This window comes from Micromonospora sp. WMMD734, from assembly GCF_049178975.1.
In the GTDB taxonomy this organism is placed as follows: domain Bacteria; phylum Actinomycetota; class Actinomycetes; order Mycobacteriales; family Micromonosporaceae; genus Micromonospora; species Micromonospora wenchangensis.
Genome location: NZ_JBMHMK010000001.1, coordinates 1,872,083 through 1,887,127 on the forward strand (window position 1 = coordinate 1,872,083; position 15,045 = coordinate 1,887,127).

The 15,045-nt window shown below is 74.2% G+C and carries 14 protein-coding genes; 13 read left to right on the forward strand and 1 reads right to left on the reverse strand.

Annotated features, from left to right (window positions below; all coding sequences use genetic code 11):
• The first annotated feature begins 366 nt into the window (after nt 1–366).
• From ACN267_RS07750 to ACN267_RS07795, 10 genes are all read left to right on the forward strand, one after another.
• Nucleotides 367–990, forward strand: coding sequence for an RNA polymerase sigma factor (locus ACN267_RS07750; RefSeq protein ID WP_421488282.1), 624 nt, complete (start codon nt 367–369; stop codon nt 988–990).
• Between the two features lie 16 nt (nt 991–1,006).
• Nucleotides 1,007–1,795 carry a hypothetical protein gene (locus tag ACN267_RS07755; protein ID WP_204960662.1) on the forward strand — a complete coding sequence of 263 codons (789 nt, stop codon included), beginning with the start codon at nt 1,007–1,009 and terminating at the stop codon, nt 1,793–1,795.
• A 141-nt stretch (nt 1,796–1,936) separates the two neighbouring features.
• Nucleotides 1,937–3,172, forward strand: a complete 1,236-nt coding sequence (gene egtA, locus ACN267_RS07760) for an ergothioneine biosynthesis glutamate--cysteine ligase EgtA (RefSeq protein ID WP_421488283.1) — start codon at nt 1,937–1,939, stop codon at nt 3,170–3,172.
• Nucleotides 3,169–4,506 carry an ergothioneine biosynthesis protein EgtB gene (gene egtB, locus ACN267_RS07765; protein ID WP_421488284.1) on the forward strand — a complete coding sequence of 446 codons (1,338 nt, stop codon included), beginning with the start codon at nt 3,169–3,171 and terminating at the stop codon, nt 4,504–4,506. The genes egtA and egtB overlap by 4 nt, the downstream gene beginning before the upstream one ends.
• A 16-nt stretch (nt 4,507–4,522) precedes the next feature.
• Nucleotides 4,523–5,290, forward strand: a complete 768-nt coding sequence (gene egtC, locus ACN267_RS07770; protein WP_204960665.1) for an ergothioneine biosynthesis protein EgtC — start codon at nt 4,523–4,525, stop codon at nt 5,288–5,290.
• A 41-nt stretch (nt 5,291–5,331) separates the two neighbouring features.
• Entirely contained in the window at nt 5,332–6,303 is a 972-nt protein-coding gene (egtD, locus tag ACN267_RS07775; RefSeq protein ID WP_421488285.1) for an L-histidine N(alpha)-methyltransferase, read from the forward strand.
• Nucleotides 6,304–6,630: 327 nt separating this feature from the next.
• Complete coding sequence (locus ACN267_RS07780; protein WP_204960667.1) at nt 6,631–7,218, forward strand: TMEM165/GDT1 family protein; 588 nt, start codon at nt 6,631–6,633, stop codon at nt 7,216–7,218.
• A gap of 32 nt (nt 7,219–7,250) precedes the next feature.
• Nucleotides 7,251–7,658: a DUF1622 domain-containing protein gene (locus tag ACN267_RS07785; protein WP_421488286.1), complete on the forward strand. Its 408-nt coding sequence runs from the start codon at nt 7,251–7,253 to the stop codon at nt 7,656–7,658.
• Nucleotides 7,655–7,999, forward strand: coding sequence for a hypothetical protein (locus ACN267_RS07790; RefSeq protein WP_421488287.1), 345 nt, complete (start codon nt 7,655–7,657; stop codon nt 7,997–7,999). Before ACN267_RS07785 ends, ACN267_RS07790 begins: the two co-directional genes overlap by 4 nt.
• Nucleotides 7,996–8,199 (forward strand): hypothetical protein, encoded by a 204-nt coding sequence (locus ACN267_RS07795; protein ID WP_204960670.1) that lies wholly within the window; start codon nt 7,996–7,998, stop codon nt 8,197–8,199. The genes ACN267_RS07790 and ACN267_RS07795 overlap by 4 nt, the downstream gene beginning before the upstream one ends.
• A gap of 49 nt (nt 8,200–8,248) precedes the next feature.
• Here the strand turns inward: ACN267_RS07795 and ACN267_RS07800 are convergent, their stop codons facing one another.
• The gene (locus ACN267_RS07800; RefSeq protein ID WP_421488288.1) at nt 8,249–10,126 is read right to left on the reverse strand and encodes a polysaccharide biosynthesis protein; all 1,878 of its coding nucleotides are present in this window, start codon (nt 10,124–10,126) and stop codon (nt 8,249–8,251) included.
• A 188-nt stretch (nt 10,127–10,314) separates the two neighbouring features.
• Between ACN267_RS07800 and ACN267_RS07805 the strand changes: the two genes are divergently transcribed.
• From ACN267_RS07805 to ACN267_RS07815, 3 genes are all read left to right on the forward strand, one after another.
• On the forward strand, nt 10,315–11,772 hold the full coding sequence (locus ACN267_RS07805; protein ID WP_204960672.1) for a polysaccharide biosynthesis tyrosine autokinase: 1,458 nt from the start codon (nt 10,315–10,317) through the stop codon (nt 11,770–11,772).
• A gap of 157 nt (nt 11,773–11,929) precedes the next feature.
• Entirely contained in the window at nt 11,930–13,156 is a 1,227-nt protein-coding gene (locus tag ACN267_RS07810) for a glycosyltransferase family 4 protein (RefSeq protein ID WP_421488289.1), read from the forward strand.
• A gap of 84 nt (nt 13,157–13,240) precedes the next feature.
• Nucleotides 13,241–15,043 (forward strand): DUF4012 domain-containing protein, encoded by a 1,803-nt coding sequence (locus ACN267_RS07815; RefSeq protein WP_281897237.1) that lies wholly within the window; start codon nt 13,241–13,243, stop codon nt 15,041–15,043.
• The last annotated feature ends 2 nt before the right edge of the window (nt 15,044–15,045 follow it).

A 15,045-nucleotide genomic window follows, 5' to 3' on the forward strand; every position in this document is an offset into this window, starting at 1 on the left:
GCGTCGTGACCTCGCGGCCGGTCCGACCGACGTCACGGGTGGGCGTCCGGACGGTGATCGGTGTTACTCCGACGCGCCGCCAGCGAGATTGATCTATCTCACCCTTTCCGCCCCGTTGACCGCTTGCCTGCGCCCCGCTCCGCCTCCTAGTGTTGCCCCCTCTGGCGCGTCCCGGTGCCGGTACCGCGCCCAGACCCGACGCCGTACTCTCCCGGCGGCGTGCCCGACGGGTCACCCGACCTCCGGTGTCGGGTGCGAGCGGGGCAGCGGGGGGCTGAAGGTGCGCGAAGGGGTCCGCTGGTCGGGCCGGGGTGGCGGCATGTCCGCCGACCGCCGGCCCGGGTCGGTCGGCGGGGCGGCCCGGCCGTGACCGACGACCTGTCCGGGGCGGTCGCGGCGGCGCAGGCCGGCGACGAGGAGTCGTTCCGGGTGCTCTACCGCAGCATCCAGCCGGGCCTGCTGCGCTACCTCACCGCGCTCGTCGGCCCGGACGCCGAGGACGTGGCCTCCGAGACCTGGTTGCAGATCGCCCGGGACCTGTCCCGGTTCACCGGCGGGGAGTTCCGCGCCTGGGCGGTGACCATTGCCCGGAACCGGGCCATGGACCACCTGCGCCGGCAGCGTCGTCGCCCGTCCCTGCCGGTGCCCGTCCAGGACCTCAGCGACCTGGCCGGCGACGCCGACACCGCCGAGCGGGCCGGCGAGACGATCGGCACCGAGTCCGCGCTGGCGTTGATCGCCACCCTGCCGCCCCGGGAGGCGGAGGCGGTGCTGCTGCGGGCGGTGATCGGGCTGGACGCCGAGACCGCCGGCCGGGTGCTCGGCCGGCGGGCGGGCGCGGTCCGCACCGCCGCCCACCGGGGGCTGCGCCGGCTGGCCGCGATGCTGGAACGCGGCGACGCTCCCCGGTCGTCCGACGACGAGCGGGTCACCCCGCCCCGCCCCCGGCCGACGCCGCACGCGTCGCGGGCCGAGCCGGCGGACGGCTGACATGAGGGGAGACTGGATGAACATCCGCCGGTCGGCCCGCTCCGGCCGGCGGGTGAGCCGGGCCGAGGCCGAGCGGCTGCTCGGCCCGACCGCGCCCGGGGTCGCGCCGTCCACCGACGATCCGCTCACCCGGTTGCTGGCCGCAGCCGCCGCACCGGCGCGACCCGACGAGTTCGCCGGTGAGCAGGCGGCGCTGGCGGCGTTCCGGGCCGCGCGGGGCGCGCCGGCACCCGGGCCCGACCCGGCCGGCCGGCGGCGTCCCCGGCTGACCACCGGCGTGGTGGCCTGGATCGCCGGACTGGCCGCCACCGCCACCGCCGGGGTGGCCTTCGCCACCGTGGCCCTCGACCGTCCCGCCGAGCGGACACCCGGACCCGTCCCGTCCGTCACCGGGACCGGATCGGTCCGGCCGTCCCCGTTCCTGTCCGAGCCGTCCCGGCAGACCCCGTCGCGGCGGCCCGGCGGCACCGCGCCCGGCGGCGGCCCCTCGGCCCCACCCGCGCCACCCGGCCCGCCCGCTCCGGGCGGGCCGGCGAACGCCGGCAGGCTGGTCGGGCAGTGCCGGGCGTACCTGGCCAAACCGCCCGCGCAGCGGGCGAAGGCGTTGACCAGGCCCGGCTTTGCCGACCTGGTGGCCGCCGCAGGTGGGCCCGACCGGGTGGAGGCGTACTGCCGCGCCCTCGTCCCGCAGCGCCCAACGTCCGCTGCGCCCGGCGGTGCGGGCGGCCCGCACGCCACCACCGGTCCACCCGCCACCAGCGGCGGTCCGGCCGGCACCGGCGGCGGGCCCGGCCCCAAGAACTAGTCGAAAAGGCTTCACAATTATTTCTTCCCGTCAGGTCTGCGGGATCGGCCCCCGAGACAGAAGATGGAGGACGGGAGGGCCCACGGCGGCCGTGCCCACCGGCCGGCACGGCCGGACCCTGCGTCGGGAGGAAACCGTCTCGTGGTGACGTCGCCGGGGCTGGACCGGTCGACCGTGCTCGGCGAGGTTGCCGGGGCGGCCGGGCATCTGGCCCGCATCTGCTTCAAGACCGGGCCACCCACCCTCACCGGCGTCGAACTGGAATGGACCGTCCACGACGCCGCCGACCCCGCCCGACCACTGGACCGGGCGCGGCTGCGAGCGGCACTCGGGCCACACAGCCCACCCACCCTGGACGACACCGGCCCGGCCCGCCCCCTGCGGCACGGCAGCACCGTGACCGTCGAGCCGGGCGGCCAGGTGGAGGTGTCCACCCCGCCGCGATCCTCGGTCGCCGCGCTGGTCTCGGCCACCCAGGCCGACATCGACGAACTTGACGCCCTGCTCGCCCGTGCCGGACTGGTGCGCGGGCAGACCGGCATCGACCCGTGGCGGGCCCCCCGCCCGGTGGTCGACACCCCGCGCTACCGCGCGATGCGCTGCGTCTTCGACCGGCGTGGCCCGGCCGGGCAGACCATGATGTACAGCACCGCCGGCCTCCAGGTCTGCCTCGACGTCGGCCCGGCCGCCGGCCTGGCCGAGCGCTGGGCGGCGGTGCACGCGATCGGGCCACCACTGGTGGCCGCCTTCGCCACCGCCGACCGGCACGCCGGCCGGCCCACCGGCTGGGCGTCCGCCCGGATGGCCGCCTGGCTGGACATCGACCCGGCCCGCACCGGGCCGGTCTGGTCGGCGCACCAGCCGGACCGGGACCCGGTCGCCGCCTGGACGGAGTACGTCCTCGCCGCGCCACTGCTCTGCCTGCGCCACGCCGGCCCGGACTGGACACCCCCGCCCGGGGTCACGTTCGCCGACTGGATCGCCGGGGCGCTGCCCGACCCGCCCACCACCGACGACCTGGACTACCACGTCAGCACCCTTTTCCCACCGGTGCGTCCGCGCGGCTACCTGGAGGTCCGCTACCTCGACGCCCAACCCGGCCGGGACTGGACGCTTCCGCTGGCCGTGCTGACCGCGCTGCTGGGCGACGACCGGACGGTGCGGGCGGCCCGCACGATCGCCGCGCCGGTGGCCGACCGCTGGCGCACCGCCGCCCGGCAGGGGCTGGCCGACCCGGCCCTGGCCAGAGCCGCCGCGGCCCTGCTCGACCTGGCCCGGGAGACGCTGTCGACGTCGGACCTGCCGACCGAGACCCACGACGAGATCGACCGCGGGATCCGCCGACGGATCGCCGCTGCGGAGAGGGGAGAGCGGTGACCACCACCGAACGACCGGACGCGCAGGCCGAGCCGCTGCGCAGCCGGATCGCCGCCGAACTGGCCCGGACCCGGGCCCGCACCGACGCCCTGACCGGCGCGGTCGACGACGACGACCTGGTCCGGCAGCACTCGACGCTGATGTCCCCCCTGGTCTGGGACCTCGCCCACGTGGGCAACCAGGAGGAACTGTGGCTGGTCCGCGATGTCGGCGGGCGGGAGCCGGTACGCCGCGACATCGACGACCTGTACGACGCGTTCAAGCAGCCCCGCAAGGACCGCCCCGCCCTGCCGCTGCTGCCCCCGGCCGAGGCGCGGGCCTACGTGGCGACCGTGCGGGACAAGGTGCACGACCTGCTCGACGGGATCCGGTTCACCGACCGGCCGCTGGTCGAAGACGGTTTCGTCTTCGGCATGATCGTGCAGCACGAGCAGCAGCACGACGAGACGATGCTCGCCACCCACCAACTGCGCTCCGGGCCACCGGTGCTCGACGCGCCCCCACCTCCCGAGCCCCGGGCCCGGGTCGCCGCCGAGGTGCTGGTGCCGGCGGGGCCGTTCACCATGGGCACCTCGACCGACCCGTGGGCGTTGGACAACGAACGTCCGGCGCACACCGTCGACCTGCCCGCGTACGTCATCGACGCCGCGCCGGTCACCAACGGGGCGTACCGGCAGTTCCTCGCCGACGGCGGGTACGACGACCCGCGCTGGTGGAGCGCGGCCGGCTGGCGGCACCGCACCGAGGCCGGGCTGACCGCGCCGATGCACTGGCGGCGCGACGGCGACGGCTGGGCGTACCAGCGGTTCGGCCGGTGGGCCCCGGTACGCGACGACGAGCCGGTGGTGCACGTCTGCTGGCACGAGGCGCAGGCGTACGCGCGGTGGGCGGGCAAACGGCTGCCCACCGAGGCGGAGTGGGAGAAGGCGGCCCGCTGGGACCCGGCGACCGGCCGGTCCCGGCGCTGGCCGTGGGGTGACGACGAGCCGACCGCCGAGCACGCCAACCTGGGGCAGCGGCACCTGTGGCCGGCGTCGGTCGGGGCCTACCCGGCGGGTGCCTCGCCGCTCGGCGTGCACCAGCTGATCGGCGACGTCTGGGAGTGGACGGCGAGCCCCTTCCACGGCCATCCCGGCTTCGCCGTCTTCCCCTACCGGGAGTACTCCGAGGTGTTCTTCGGCGGCGACTACCGGGTGCTGCGCGGCGGCTCGTTCGGCACCGACCGGGCGGCCTGCCGGGGCACCTTCCGCAACTGGGACCACCCGATCCGGCGGCAGATCTTCAGCGGTTTCCGCTGCGCCCGTGACGCCCATCCCGAGGAGGCCCACGGGTGAGAGGCGGTGTCGCCTGATGTGCCGGCACCTGGCGTACCTCGGCCCCCCGGTGACCCTGCGGTCACTGCTGTACGAGCCGCCGCACTCGCTGGTCCGGCAGTCCTGGGCCCCCCGGGACATGCGTGGTGGTGGGACGGTCAACGCCGACGGCTTCGGCGTCGGCTGGTATCCCGACGGGACGGCCGCTGGCGACGCCGGCGGCACCCGGAACCCGGTGCGGTACCGCCGGGCCGGCCCGATCTGGTCCGACCCGACGCTGCCCGAGCTGGCCGCGGTGACCCGCTCGGGCGCGGTGCTGGCGGCGGTGCGTTCCGGCACCGTCGGTATGCCGGTGCAGGAGAGCGCCGCCGCGCCCTTCGCCGAGGGACGGTGGCTGTTCAGCCACAACGGGGTGGTGCGCGGCTGGCCGGACGCGGTGCTCGGGCCGGCCGGCGGCCTGCCGGTGCGGGACCTGCTCACCCTCGACGCGCCGACCGATTCGGCGCTGCTGTGGGCGCTGGTGCGGCACCGGCTGCGGGCCGGCGCGTCGCCGACCGAGGCGGTCACCGCGACCGTCCGGGAGGTGGCCGCCGCGGCCCCGGGATCACGGCTGAACCTGCTGCTCACCGACGGCGTGTCGGTGGTGGCGAGCGTGTGGGGGCACGCGTTGTCGGTGCGCGCCGACGACCGCACGGCGCTGCTGGCCTCCGAACCGGTGGACGACACGCCCGGCTGGCGGGAGGTGCCCGACCGGCGGTGGGTCCGGGCGGGACCGGACGGCGTGCACGTCGGCGAGCTGGATTGACCCGACCCAACAGCACCTTCGCGATGCAGGGAGAGGACGACATGAGCGCGGAACCGCTGGAGATCTACCTTCAGGAACGGGACCTCGACCGGGCGCTGCGGTCCGACGTGCGGACCGGGCTGGCCGCCGACCCCAAGTGGCTGCCCCCGAAGTGGTTCTACGACGCCCGGGGCAGCGAGTTGTTCGAGGAGATCACCCGGCTGCCGGAGTACTACCCGACAAGGGCGGAACGGGCGGTGCTGGCCGTCCGGGCACCCGACATCGCGGCGTTGACCGGGGCGAAGACCCTGATCGAGCTGGGCTCCGGTTCGTCGGAGAAGACCCGGCTGCTGCTCGACGCGTTCACCAGGCACGGTGGGCTGGGCACCTTCGTGCCGCTGGACGTGTCGGTGAGCGCGCTGCGGCAGTCCACCGCGCAGATCGCCACCGACTATCCGCAGCTGCGGGTACGCGGCATCGTCGGCGACTTCACCAGGCACCTCGACCGGCTGCCGACCGGTGGCCGCCGGTTGGTGGTCTTCCTGGGCGGCACCATCGGCAACCTGGTGCCGGCCGAGCGGGCCGACTTCCTGGCAGCCATGCGCTCCGCCCTGGAGCCGGGCGACCATCTGCTCATCGGCACCGACCTGGTCAAGGACCCGGCGGTGATCGTCCCGGCGTACGACGACGCGGCCGGGGTCACCGCCGAGTTCAACCGCAACGTGCTGCGGGTGATCAACCGGGAGTTGGCCGCCGACTTCGACCCGGACGCGTTCGCCCACGTCGCCCGCTGGGACCCGACGCAGGAGTGGATCGAGATGCGGCTACGGGCCCGACGCCCGATGCGGGTCCGCGTCGACGCGCTCGACCTGACCGTCGACTTCGCCGCCGACGAGGAGCTGCGCACGGAGGTGTCGGCGAAGTTCCGGCCGGCGGGGATCGGCGCGGAGCTGACGGCGGCCGGGTTCCTGCCGACGGAGTTCTGGACCGATCCGGCCGGCCTGTTCGGGGTGACCCTGGCCCGCGCCGCCTGACCGTCGGCGGTCAGGCCGGCCGGTCCGCCGCCGACCGGGCCCGACCGTCGGTGACGACACCGCCGGCCCGGTGCGTCGGGGCGTCGATGGGCACCCTCCGGGGTGACGTGACGCACCCGGCACACCGGCCGGTCGGGGCGGTCGGTTAGGCTGACCGCGCGAAGGGGAGTAGCCCCCAATGTCGTGGTCGACACACTGGTGCGTTCCGCACCCGGCCACGCGGCCCCACCAACGGTGGGGCGGGCGAGACCTTCGACTCGGGCTGTCAACACAGCCGGGTCGAGGTCGCCCCGTCACCTCCTCCCGGCCTGATCGGGAAGGTTACTCATGGACGGTTTCCTCGTCGCGCTGGTCGTCAGCTTCGGCGTCATCTTCGTCGCCGAACTGGGGGACAAGTCCCAGCTCATGGCGCTCACGTTCGCCACCCGCTTCAAGACGGTCCCGGTGCTGATCGGCATCACCGTCGCCACCGCGATCGTGCACCTGGCCTCGGTGGCGATCGGGGTCGGCCTGAACGCGGCCCTGCCCACCGGGTGGATCTCGCTGGTCGCCGGCCTGGCGTTCCTCGGCTTCGGCGTCTGGACGCTGCGCGGGGACAAGCTCACCGAGGAGGAGAAGCGCAAGGCGGAGAAGACCGGCAAGTCCGCCATCGTCGCCGTCGGTGTCGCGTTCTTCCTGGCCGAGCTGGGCGACAAGACGATGCTCGCCACCATCACCCTGGCCACCAAGTACGGCTGGTTCGGCACCTGGCTCGGCTCGACGCTGGGCATGGTGGCTGCCGACGCGCTGGCCATCCTGGTCGGCCGGCTGCTCGGCCGGCACCTGCCGGAGCGGACCATCCGGTACGGCGCGGCGGTGCTCTTCGCCATCTGCGGCCTGTGGCTGATCCTGGAGGCGGTACGGGAGCTGTCCTGACTAGCCGCGGTGCGGGCGGGTAACGCCACCCGGTGGGGGTCGACGAACTGCTGCGCCACGGCGACGCGGTCGTGGTGGGGGTCGTGGAGACCATCGGCGCGGCCGTCATCGTCGTCGGCGCGCTCTGGGCGGCGCTGCGGATCGTGGTCGAGGGGCTGCGGCACCGCAGCGCCGCCGTGTTCACCCCGATCCGGCTCTCCCTCGGCCGCTTCCTCACCCTCGGCCTGGAGTTCCAGCTCGCGGCGGACATCCTGCGGACCGCGGTCTCACCGACCTTCGCCCAGCTCGGTCAGCTGGCGGCGATCGCCACCATCCGGACCGCGCTGAACGTGGTGCTGCGCCGGGAGATCGCCCAGGAGAAACGGCAGGTGGAAGCCGGTGACGGGCCGCGCCCCGACCCACAGCCGGCGTCGGGCGGCAGTGGCGGGAACCCCGGATGACCGACCTCGCGGTGCTGCTCGCCACGGTGGTGAGCACGCTCGCCCTCGGCGTCGGCGGTGTGGTGCTGCTGACCGTCGGATCCTGGCGGACCGCCCTGCGGGTCCTGCTCGACCTGCTGGTCGCGGCGGGCCTGCTACGGCTGGCCGGCGGGCCGGGCTGGACGGCGCTGGCGTCGGCGGTCGCGGTCGTCGTGCTGCGCCGGATGCTCTGGTCCGGCCTCGCCCCGGCGTCGCCGGCCGCGCCGCCGACTACCGACCCCCCGCCGTGGGTAAGCCGAGCACATCCCCACCGGGGGCAGCAGGGCACGAACCGGACGTGTGACGGAAGGATTCCGCTATGAGCCGGCACGACGAGCCGAACGAGTACGGCTTCGCGGGCGGGGCGACCGCTCCGCAACCCCCGCCGGGCGGACGCCCCGACGAGCAGGACCGGGCCGAGGCGGTCGCGGTGCCGGGTGACGACCTGACCGGGTCGGCCACCGAGGCGCTGGAGGCGACCGAACCGGACGAGCGGGACGACGCGGCCCGGCGACGCCGCTGACCGGCCGGCCACCGTCCGCCCGGCGGCACACACCGGGCGGACGGTGGGTTCAGCGTGGTGCGGGCAGGGTGGACAACCGGGGGGTGTCGTCGACCCGGGCGAGCTGCCCGTCGCAGCATGCCGCGAGTCGTTTGACCAGTTCGTCCGGGTCGCCGTACGGGTCGAGCCCGGCCAGTCCGGCCGGGTCGAGCGCGGGGACCCGGACGTGGGAGATGAGCGGGTGCAGCGGCCGGCTGTCGATCTCGTCGACGCCGAACAGGTCCTCGTGCAGCTTCTCCCCGGGGCGCAGGCCGGTGTAGACGATCTCGGGGGGCTGGGCCGCCTCGGCCGCCAGCCGCTGGGCCACCTCGGCGATGCGTACCGGCTCGCCCATGTCGAGCACCAGCGCCTCCCCGCCCCGGCCGACGACGGCTGCCTGGAGCACCAGGTGCACCGCTTCCTGCACGGTCATGAAGTAGCGGGTCACGTCCGGGTGGGTGACGGTGATCGGCAGCCCGGCCCGGACCTGGGCCTGGAAGGCGGTGAGCACCGAACCCCGGCTGCTGAGCACGTTGCCGAACCGGACGCTGAGGAACGCCGCGCCGTACCGCTCGGCGTAGTGCGCGGTCAGCCGCTCGGTGATCCGCTTGGAGTAGCCCAGGACGCTGATCGGGTTGGCGGCCTTGTCGGTGGAGATGTTCACGAACTCGGCGACGTCGCGGCATGCCTCCAGCACGTTCAGCGTGCCCTGGACGTTGGTCTTGACCGCCTCGCCCGGGTGCCGCTGCAACAGGGTGAGGTGTTTGAGGGCGGCGGCGTGGAAGACGATGTCGGGCCGCCGTTCGGCGATGATCCGGGCGATCCGGTCGGCGTCGCGCAGGTCGGCGAGGATCAGTTCCGGCCCGTCCAGCAGCGCCCGGCCGTGCAGCGACATCTGTAGCGCGTGCAGCGCCGACTCGTCGCGGTCGAGCATCATCAGCTCGCCGGGGTCGCAGCGGGCGATCTGCCGGCACAGCTCGGAGCCGATCGAGCCGCCCGCGCCGGTGACCAGGACCCGGCGTCCGGCGAGCCCGTTGCGCTCCACCGGCAGGTCGGCCACCCGCTGGGCGCGTCCGAGCAGGTCGGTGAGTTGCAGGTCGCGCACGGCGTGCGCGGTGACCGGGCGGTCCAGCAGTTCGCGTACGGGCGGCAGCACCTTGAACGCGGCACCGGCCTGCAGGGTGCGGCTGCGGACGTCGCGCATCAGCTCGGCGTCCGAGCCGTTGATCGAGAAGATCACCGTGCCGGCCCGGGTGGCGCGGACGGCCTGGATCAGTTGCTCCCGGCCGCCGAGCACCCGTAGCCCGGCCACCCGCAGTCCCTGCCGCTCGGGGTCGTCGTCGAGCAGCCCCACCGGCAGGTATCCGCTGGTCGGGTCGCCGAGCAGCACCCGGACGAGGCGTTCGCTGGCCGCGTCGACCCCGTAGATCAGGGTCCGGTCGGCCGAGCGGGCGGGCCGGGTGTCGCGGTCGCGTCGCCACCGGTAGGTGACCCGGCCGGCCCCCATCAGCAGCAACGCCACGGCGGCGCCGAGGATCGGCACGCTGGCCGGGATGGGCCGTTCGGCCATCGGCAGCAGCGCGGCCAGCGCAACGGCGGCGGCCAGCACGACGGTCCCGCCCAGGTCGCGGGCCTCGCCGACGCTGCCGACCGGGTGCCGGCCCCGGGCGGTGAACCGGACCTGTTCGAGCGCCGCGTGGATCACCGCGCACACGCCGGCGGCGCCGAGGGCCAGGGCGCACTGCCGGGGGGTGATGCCGAACTCGTACCGGGCCCAGGAGGCGACCAGGAAACCCGCGCACCAGGAAGCGGTGTCGAGCGTTAGCAAGGACAGGGCCTTCGCGCGTCGCGTGACCCAGTCGCGCCGCTGGCTGGGGTCGTCGTCGGGCCGGGGGTCTACGTGGTTCATTGGCGTCCTCTGCGTTTTGTTCCGTGATTGCGAGGATTCGGCACTGACAAGCGGTTTGTATCGTATACGTTGTTTTTGCAACTTAAGGGACTACTCGCTGCGTTTAGATACTCTCACGCCGTTATAGGAACCTAGGGAGACTTCGTGCTTTTTCACCAGCTGGCCGTTCCGCCGGAACGGAGGGCGTGATGGACGTCCGCACCTGCCTGCGCCTGGTCCGCCGACACTGGTGGATCGTCCTGGTCACGCTGATGCTGACGGTCGGCTCGGCGGCGCTGGTCACGGTCCGCACGGCGCCCCGGTACGTGGCTTCGGTGACCTTCTTCGTCACCGCCCCCAACCAGGGCGTGAGCAACGCCTACCAGGGCGAACTCTTCCTCCAGCAGCGGGTCAAGTCGTATGCCGACCTGCTGCGCAGCGACCGTCTGGCGCAGGCCGTGGTCGCCGACTCCGGCCTCGGCCTCACCGCCGACGACATCCAACGCCGGGTCGCCACCTCGACCGAGCCGGGCACCGTGCTGCTGCGGGCCAGCGTCACCGACACCGACCAGACCCGGGCCATGAAGGTCACCGAGGCGCTGTCGGCCAAGTTCGTCGAGCTGGTCTCGAAGATCGAGACCACGTCGGACGGCAAGGCCGGACCGACCCGGATCGAGGTGGTGGGCGGCCCCCGGGTCAGCGCCAGCCCGGTCTCCCCGCAGCCCAACCGCAACCTCGCCCTCGGTGTCCTGGTCGGGCTCCTGCTCGGCGTGGCGCTCGCCGTGCTGCGCGGCATGGTCGACGTCCGGCTGCGTGACGCCGCCGGCCTGCAACGCGCGACCGGCAGTCCGCTGCTCGGCGACATCCCGTTCGACCAGGGGGCCAAGGCGGCGCCACTGATCGTCGGCGAGGCGGCGACCTCGGCCCGGGCGGAGGCGGTCCGCAAGCTGCGGACCAACCTGCGCTTCGTGGACGTGCACGAGCCGGCCCGGGTGATCGCGGTGACCAGCGCGTTGCAGGGGGAGGGGAAGACCACCCTGTCCTGCAACCTGGCGATCGCGCTGGCCGAGGCGGGCTGGCGGGTGCTGCTGGTCGACGCCGACCTGCGTCGTCCCAAGGTCGCCGACTACCTCGGCGTCGACGGCGGCGTCGGGCTCACCGACGTGCTCGTCGGCGACGTCCAGGTCGGTGACGTGGTGCAGCGCTGGGGCGACAAGTCCCTGCTGGTGCTGCCCAGCGGCTCGACCCCGCCGAACCCGAGCGAGCTGTTGGGGTCCAAGTCGATGGCCGACCTGCTCCTGTCGTTGCGTGAGTCCGCCGACATCGTGGTGATCGACACCGCGCCTCTGCTGGCCGTCACCGACGGCGTGGTGGTGGCCGTGCAGGCCGACGGCGCGTTGCTCGTCACCCAGCAGGGGCGTACCTCGCGGGCCCAGGCCGCCGCGGCGGCCCGGTCCCTGCACTCGGTGTCGGTGCGACTGCTCGGGTGTGTGCTCAACATGGCCAAGGTGGCCCGTGCGGACGCCTACCAGTACGAGGCGTACCGGATCGCCACCGCGTCGTCGGCGTCGGTGCCTGCCGACCGGGCCACCGCTGCCCACCGCGACGACCAGGGGCTGCACCCGGCCGCAGACCGGACGCAGGAACTCACCCGGCTGCCGCGATGAGTGCCGCCGCCGGGCCGGCCGGGTCGCCTGCGGGTGGGGCGACGCGCGGACCCCGCGGGTCGGGGGCGACGGTCCGCCGTCGCCTCCCGGCCCGGGGCCGCGCCGGCCGGCCGGCCGGTCACCACCGCCTCGCTGGTACGCAGGGGGGAGCACGGCGATGAGGGTCGGAATCCTGTCGTACCACTTCCCGCCGGAACCGGCCTTCATCCCCGGCAGTCTCGCCGAGGAGCTGGCCCGGCGCGGACACGAGGTGCGGGTGCTGACCGGCTTCCCGGACTATCCCGGCGGCCACGTCTATCCCGGGTGGCGGCAGCGTTGGCGGCATCTGACCCACAGTGAGCGGCTGACGGTGCGGCGGGTGCCCCGCTATGCCGGCGGCGACGCCTCGCCCACCGCCCGGATGGCCGGCTACCTCTCGTTCGCCGGCAGCGCGGCGCTCGCCGGACGGCGTTACCTGGCCGGCGTCGACGTGCTCTACGTCTTCCAGTTCCCCGCGACCAGCTTCGCCGTGGCCGGGCTGCTGCGGCTGCTCGGCCGGGTGCCCACCGTGCTGCACGTGCAGGATCTCTGGACCGGGGAGGCCGCGGCCGAACCGCAGCGACCCGGGCGGATCACCACCACCATGCGCCGGGTGCTGCGGGCGGCCGACGCGGTGGCGGTCACCGCCCCCTCGATGCGGGACCTGGTGCTCGCCGACGGGGTCGCCGAAGACCGGGTGCGTACCGTGCCCAACTGGACCGACGAGCGGATCTTCCAACCGGTGCGTGCCGGCCGGGCCGCCCAGGCGCTGGTCCGTGGGGACGCGCGCTGCGTCGTCATGCACGCCGGCACGATCGGTGAACGGCAGGGCCTGGAGACGGCGGTCCGGGCGGCCGCGGCGCTGCCCGACCGGATGGATCTGGTGCTGGTCGGCTCCGGGACGCAGGAGCGGCGGGTCCGGGGGCTGGCCGGCGACCTCGGGGCCGGCAACGTGCGGTTCCTCGACCGGCGGTCGCCGTGGGAGATGCCCGAGTTGTACGCCGCCGCCGACTACCAGCTGGTGACCCTGCGGGATCTGCCGGAACTGAACGGGACGGTGCCGAGCAAGGTGCAGTCCGCACTGGCCTGTGCCGCCCCGCTGGTCGCCTCGGCCGGGGGTGACACCGCGGCGCTGGTGGAGCGGGCCCGGGCCGGGCTGTCCTGCCCGCCCGAGGACTGGGCCGCGCTGGCCGACCGGTTCTGGCTGGCCAGCACGATCCCACCGCCCGCGCGGGCGGAGATGGGGCGGCGGGGGCGGGAGACCTACCTGCGGGAGATGTCGCTGCGGGCCGGGGTGGACCGGATCGAGTCGTTGCTGCGGGACGTGGCGTCCCCCCGGGTGCCTGCCGGGAAATCCCTGGCGTAGTGACCCAAGTACGAAAATTCGGTAACAGCATGACAGCGGTATTTTTCGTGCTACAAAGCTCATGAATGGTCATATCGCCCGAAAGTGAGAGCGGGGCAACGGGTGGCGGAGAGCGGTAGGCCGCGCAGCGGCCGACGGAGACTACGGCGGCGGACCCGGCGACGGGTCCGCCGGGCCCTGCTGGTCTGCCTGGTCGTCGGGTCGGTGCTGCTCGGTGCCGCCGGTTGGGTGGGGTTCCGCGGCTGGCAGGCACGCGCCCACCTGGTCAACGCGGCCGGGCTCGCCCGGGAGCTGAGCACCCAGGTGGTCGGTGGTGACCTCGACCGGGCCCGGCGTACGTTGGCGGCGTTGCAGGAGCAGGCCGGGGCGGCCCGGACCGCCACCGGGGACCCCGGCTGGCAGCTCGCCCGGCACACCCCGTACGCCGGGGACGACGTGGCGGCCGTGCGGACCATCGCGGTGGCCATCGACGACCTGGCCCGGGAGGCGTTTCCGGCGCTGCTGCGCACCGACCTGACCACGTTGGTGCCGACCGAGGGACGGCTGGACCTGGCCCGGCTGCGGGCCGCCTCGGCGGACCTGACCGCCGCCGACGCCGCCGTGCGCCGGTCCCGGGCCGGCCTCGACGCGGTACCCGCCGAGGACCTGGTCAGTCAGCTCGGCACGGCGCTGACCGAGCTGCGGGCGGAGATCGACAGACTGGCCGGGCTGACCGGCGCGGCGGACCGGGGCGCCCGGGTACTGCCCGCCCTGCTCGGCGCGGACGGTCCCCGCACCTACCTGCTGCTCTCGCAGAACCTCGCCGAGCTGCGCGCCACCGGCGGGATGTTCGGCGCGTACGCGGTGATCCACGCCGACGACGGGCGGATCCGGATGCGCGAGCAGGGCACCAGCGCCCAGTTCGGGCGGTTCACCCCCGCGCTGCGGGTGGACGACGAGGTGCGCCGGCTCTACACCGACCTGCCGGGCATCTATCCGGCCGACGTCAACCTGAGTCCGAACTTCCCGGCCGCCGCGAAGCTCTACCGCGAGATGTACCGGAGGCACAGCGGGGTGACCGTCGACGGGGTGCTGACCGTCGACCCGGTGATGCTGTCCTACCTGCTCCAGGCCACCGGCCCGGTGCAGGTGCCCGGCGACGCCACCCTGGTCAGCACCCAGGTGGTGCGCACCCTGCTCAGCGATGCCTACCAGGGCCGCGACGACACCGGGCAGGACGCCTTCTTCGCCGCCTCGGCCTCTGCGGTCTTCGACGCCTTCCTCACGAAGAAGGTCAACCCAAGAGTGCTTTTGTCGGCTTTGGACCGCTCCATCACGGAAAGACGGATACTGTTCTGGAGTGCCCGATCCACGGAACAGCGGACGTTCGCCGACACCCGGCTCGCCGGTGCGCTTCCCGAACAGGAGAGCACCCCGACCGTCGGGGTCTTCCTCAACGACGGCAGCGGCGCGAAGCTCGGCTACTACCTGCGGCCGACGGCGATCCTCACCGCCGGTGACTGTGCCGACGAGGGGCGGCGGCAGCTCAAGCTGCGCTTCACCCTGCACTCCTCGGCCCCCGACTCGGGTCTGGCCAAGTCCGTGCTCGGCCTCGGCATGGCCGGTGACCCGTACACGGCCCGGACCCTGATCTCCATCTACAGCCCGGCGGGCGGCACGGTGCTCAGCGCCCGGGTCGACGGAAAACCGACCTCGCTGGGCAGTGGGATAGAGCGTCGGCGGCAGGTGGTCATCGCCACCGTCGACGTCGCCCCCGGCGCTACCCGGACCCTCGACGTGGACCTGCTCACCGGCAGGAACACCACCGGCACCCCCGAACTGTGGCACACACCGACCGCCACCCCATGGACCACCCAAGTAGTTCCCGCACCTAGCTGCAAACAGTAGGA

Bases quoted from the DNA above. Each gene is read 5' to 3' on its own strand.
- ACN267_RS07755 (WP_204960662.1), top strand. From the start codon at position 1,007: ATGAACATCCGCCGGTCGGCCCGCTCCGGCCGGCGGGTGAGCCGGGCC.
- egtC (WP_204960665.1), top strand. From the start codon at position 4,523: ATGTGCCGGCACCTGGCGTACCTCGGCCCCCCGGTGACCCTGCGGTCA.
- egtD (WP_421488285.1), top strand. From the start codon at position 5,332: ATGAGCGCGGAACCGCTGGAGATCTACCTTCAGGAACGGGACCTCGAC.
- ACN267_RS07780 (WP_204960667.1), top strand. From the start codon at position 6,631: ATGGACGGTTTCCTCGTCGCGCTGGTCGTCAGCTTCGGCGTCATCTTC.
- ACN267_RS07790 (WP_421488287.1), top strand. From the start codon at position 7,655: ATGACCGACCTCGCGGTGCTGCTCGCCACGGTGGTGAGCACGCTCGCC.
- ACN267_RS07795 (WP_204960670.1), top strand. From the start codon at position 7,996: ATGAGCCGGCACGACGAGCCGAACGAGTACGGCTTCGCGGGCGGGGCG.
- ACN267_RS07800 (WP_421488288.1), bottom strand. From the start codon at position 10,126: ATGAACCACGTAGACCCCCGGCCCGACGACGACCCCAGCCAGCGGCGC.
- ACN267_RS07805 (WP_204960672.1), top strand. From the start codon at position 10,315: ATGGACGTCCGCACCTGCCTGCGCCTGGTCCGCCGACACTGGTGGATC.
- ACN267_RS07810 (WP_421488289.1), top strand. From the start codon at position 11,930: ATGAGGGTCGGAATCCTGTCGTACCACTTCCCGCCGGAACCGGCCTTC.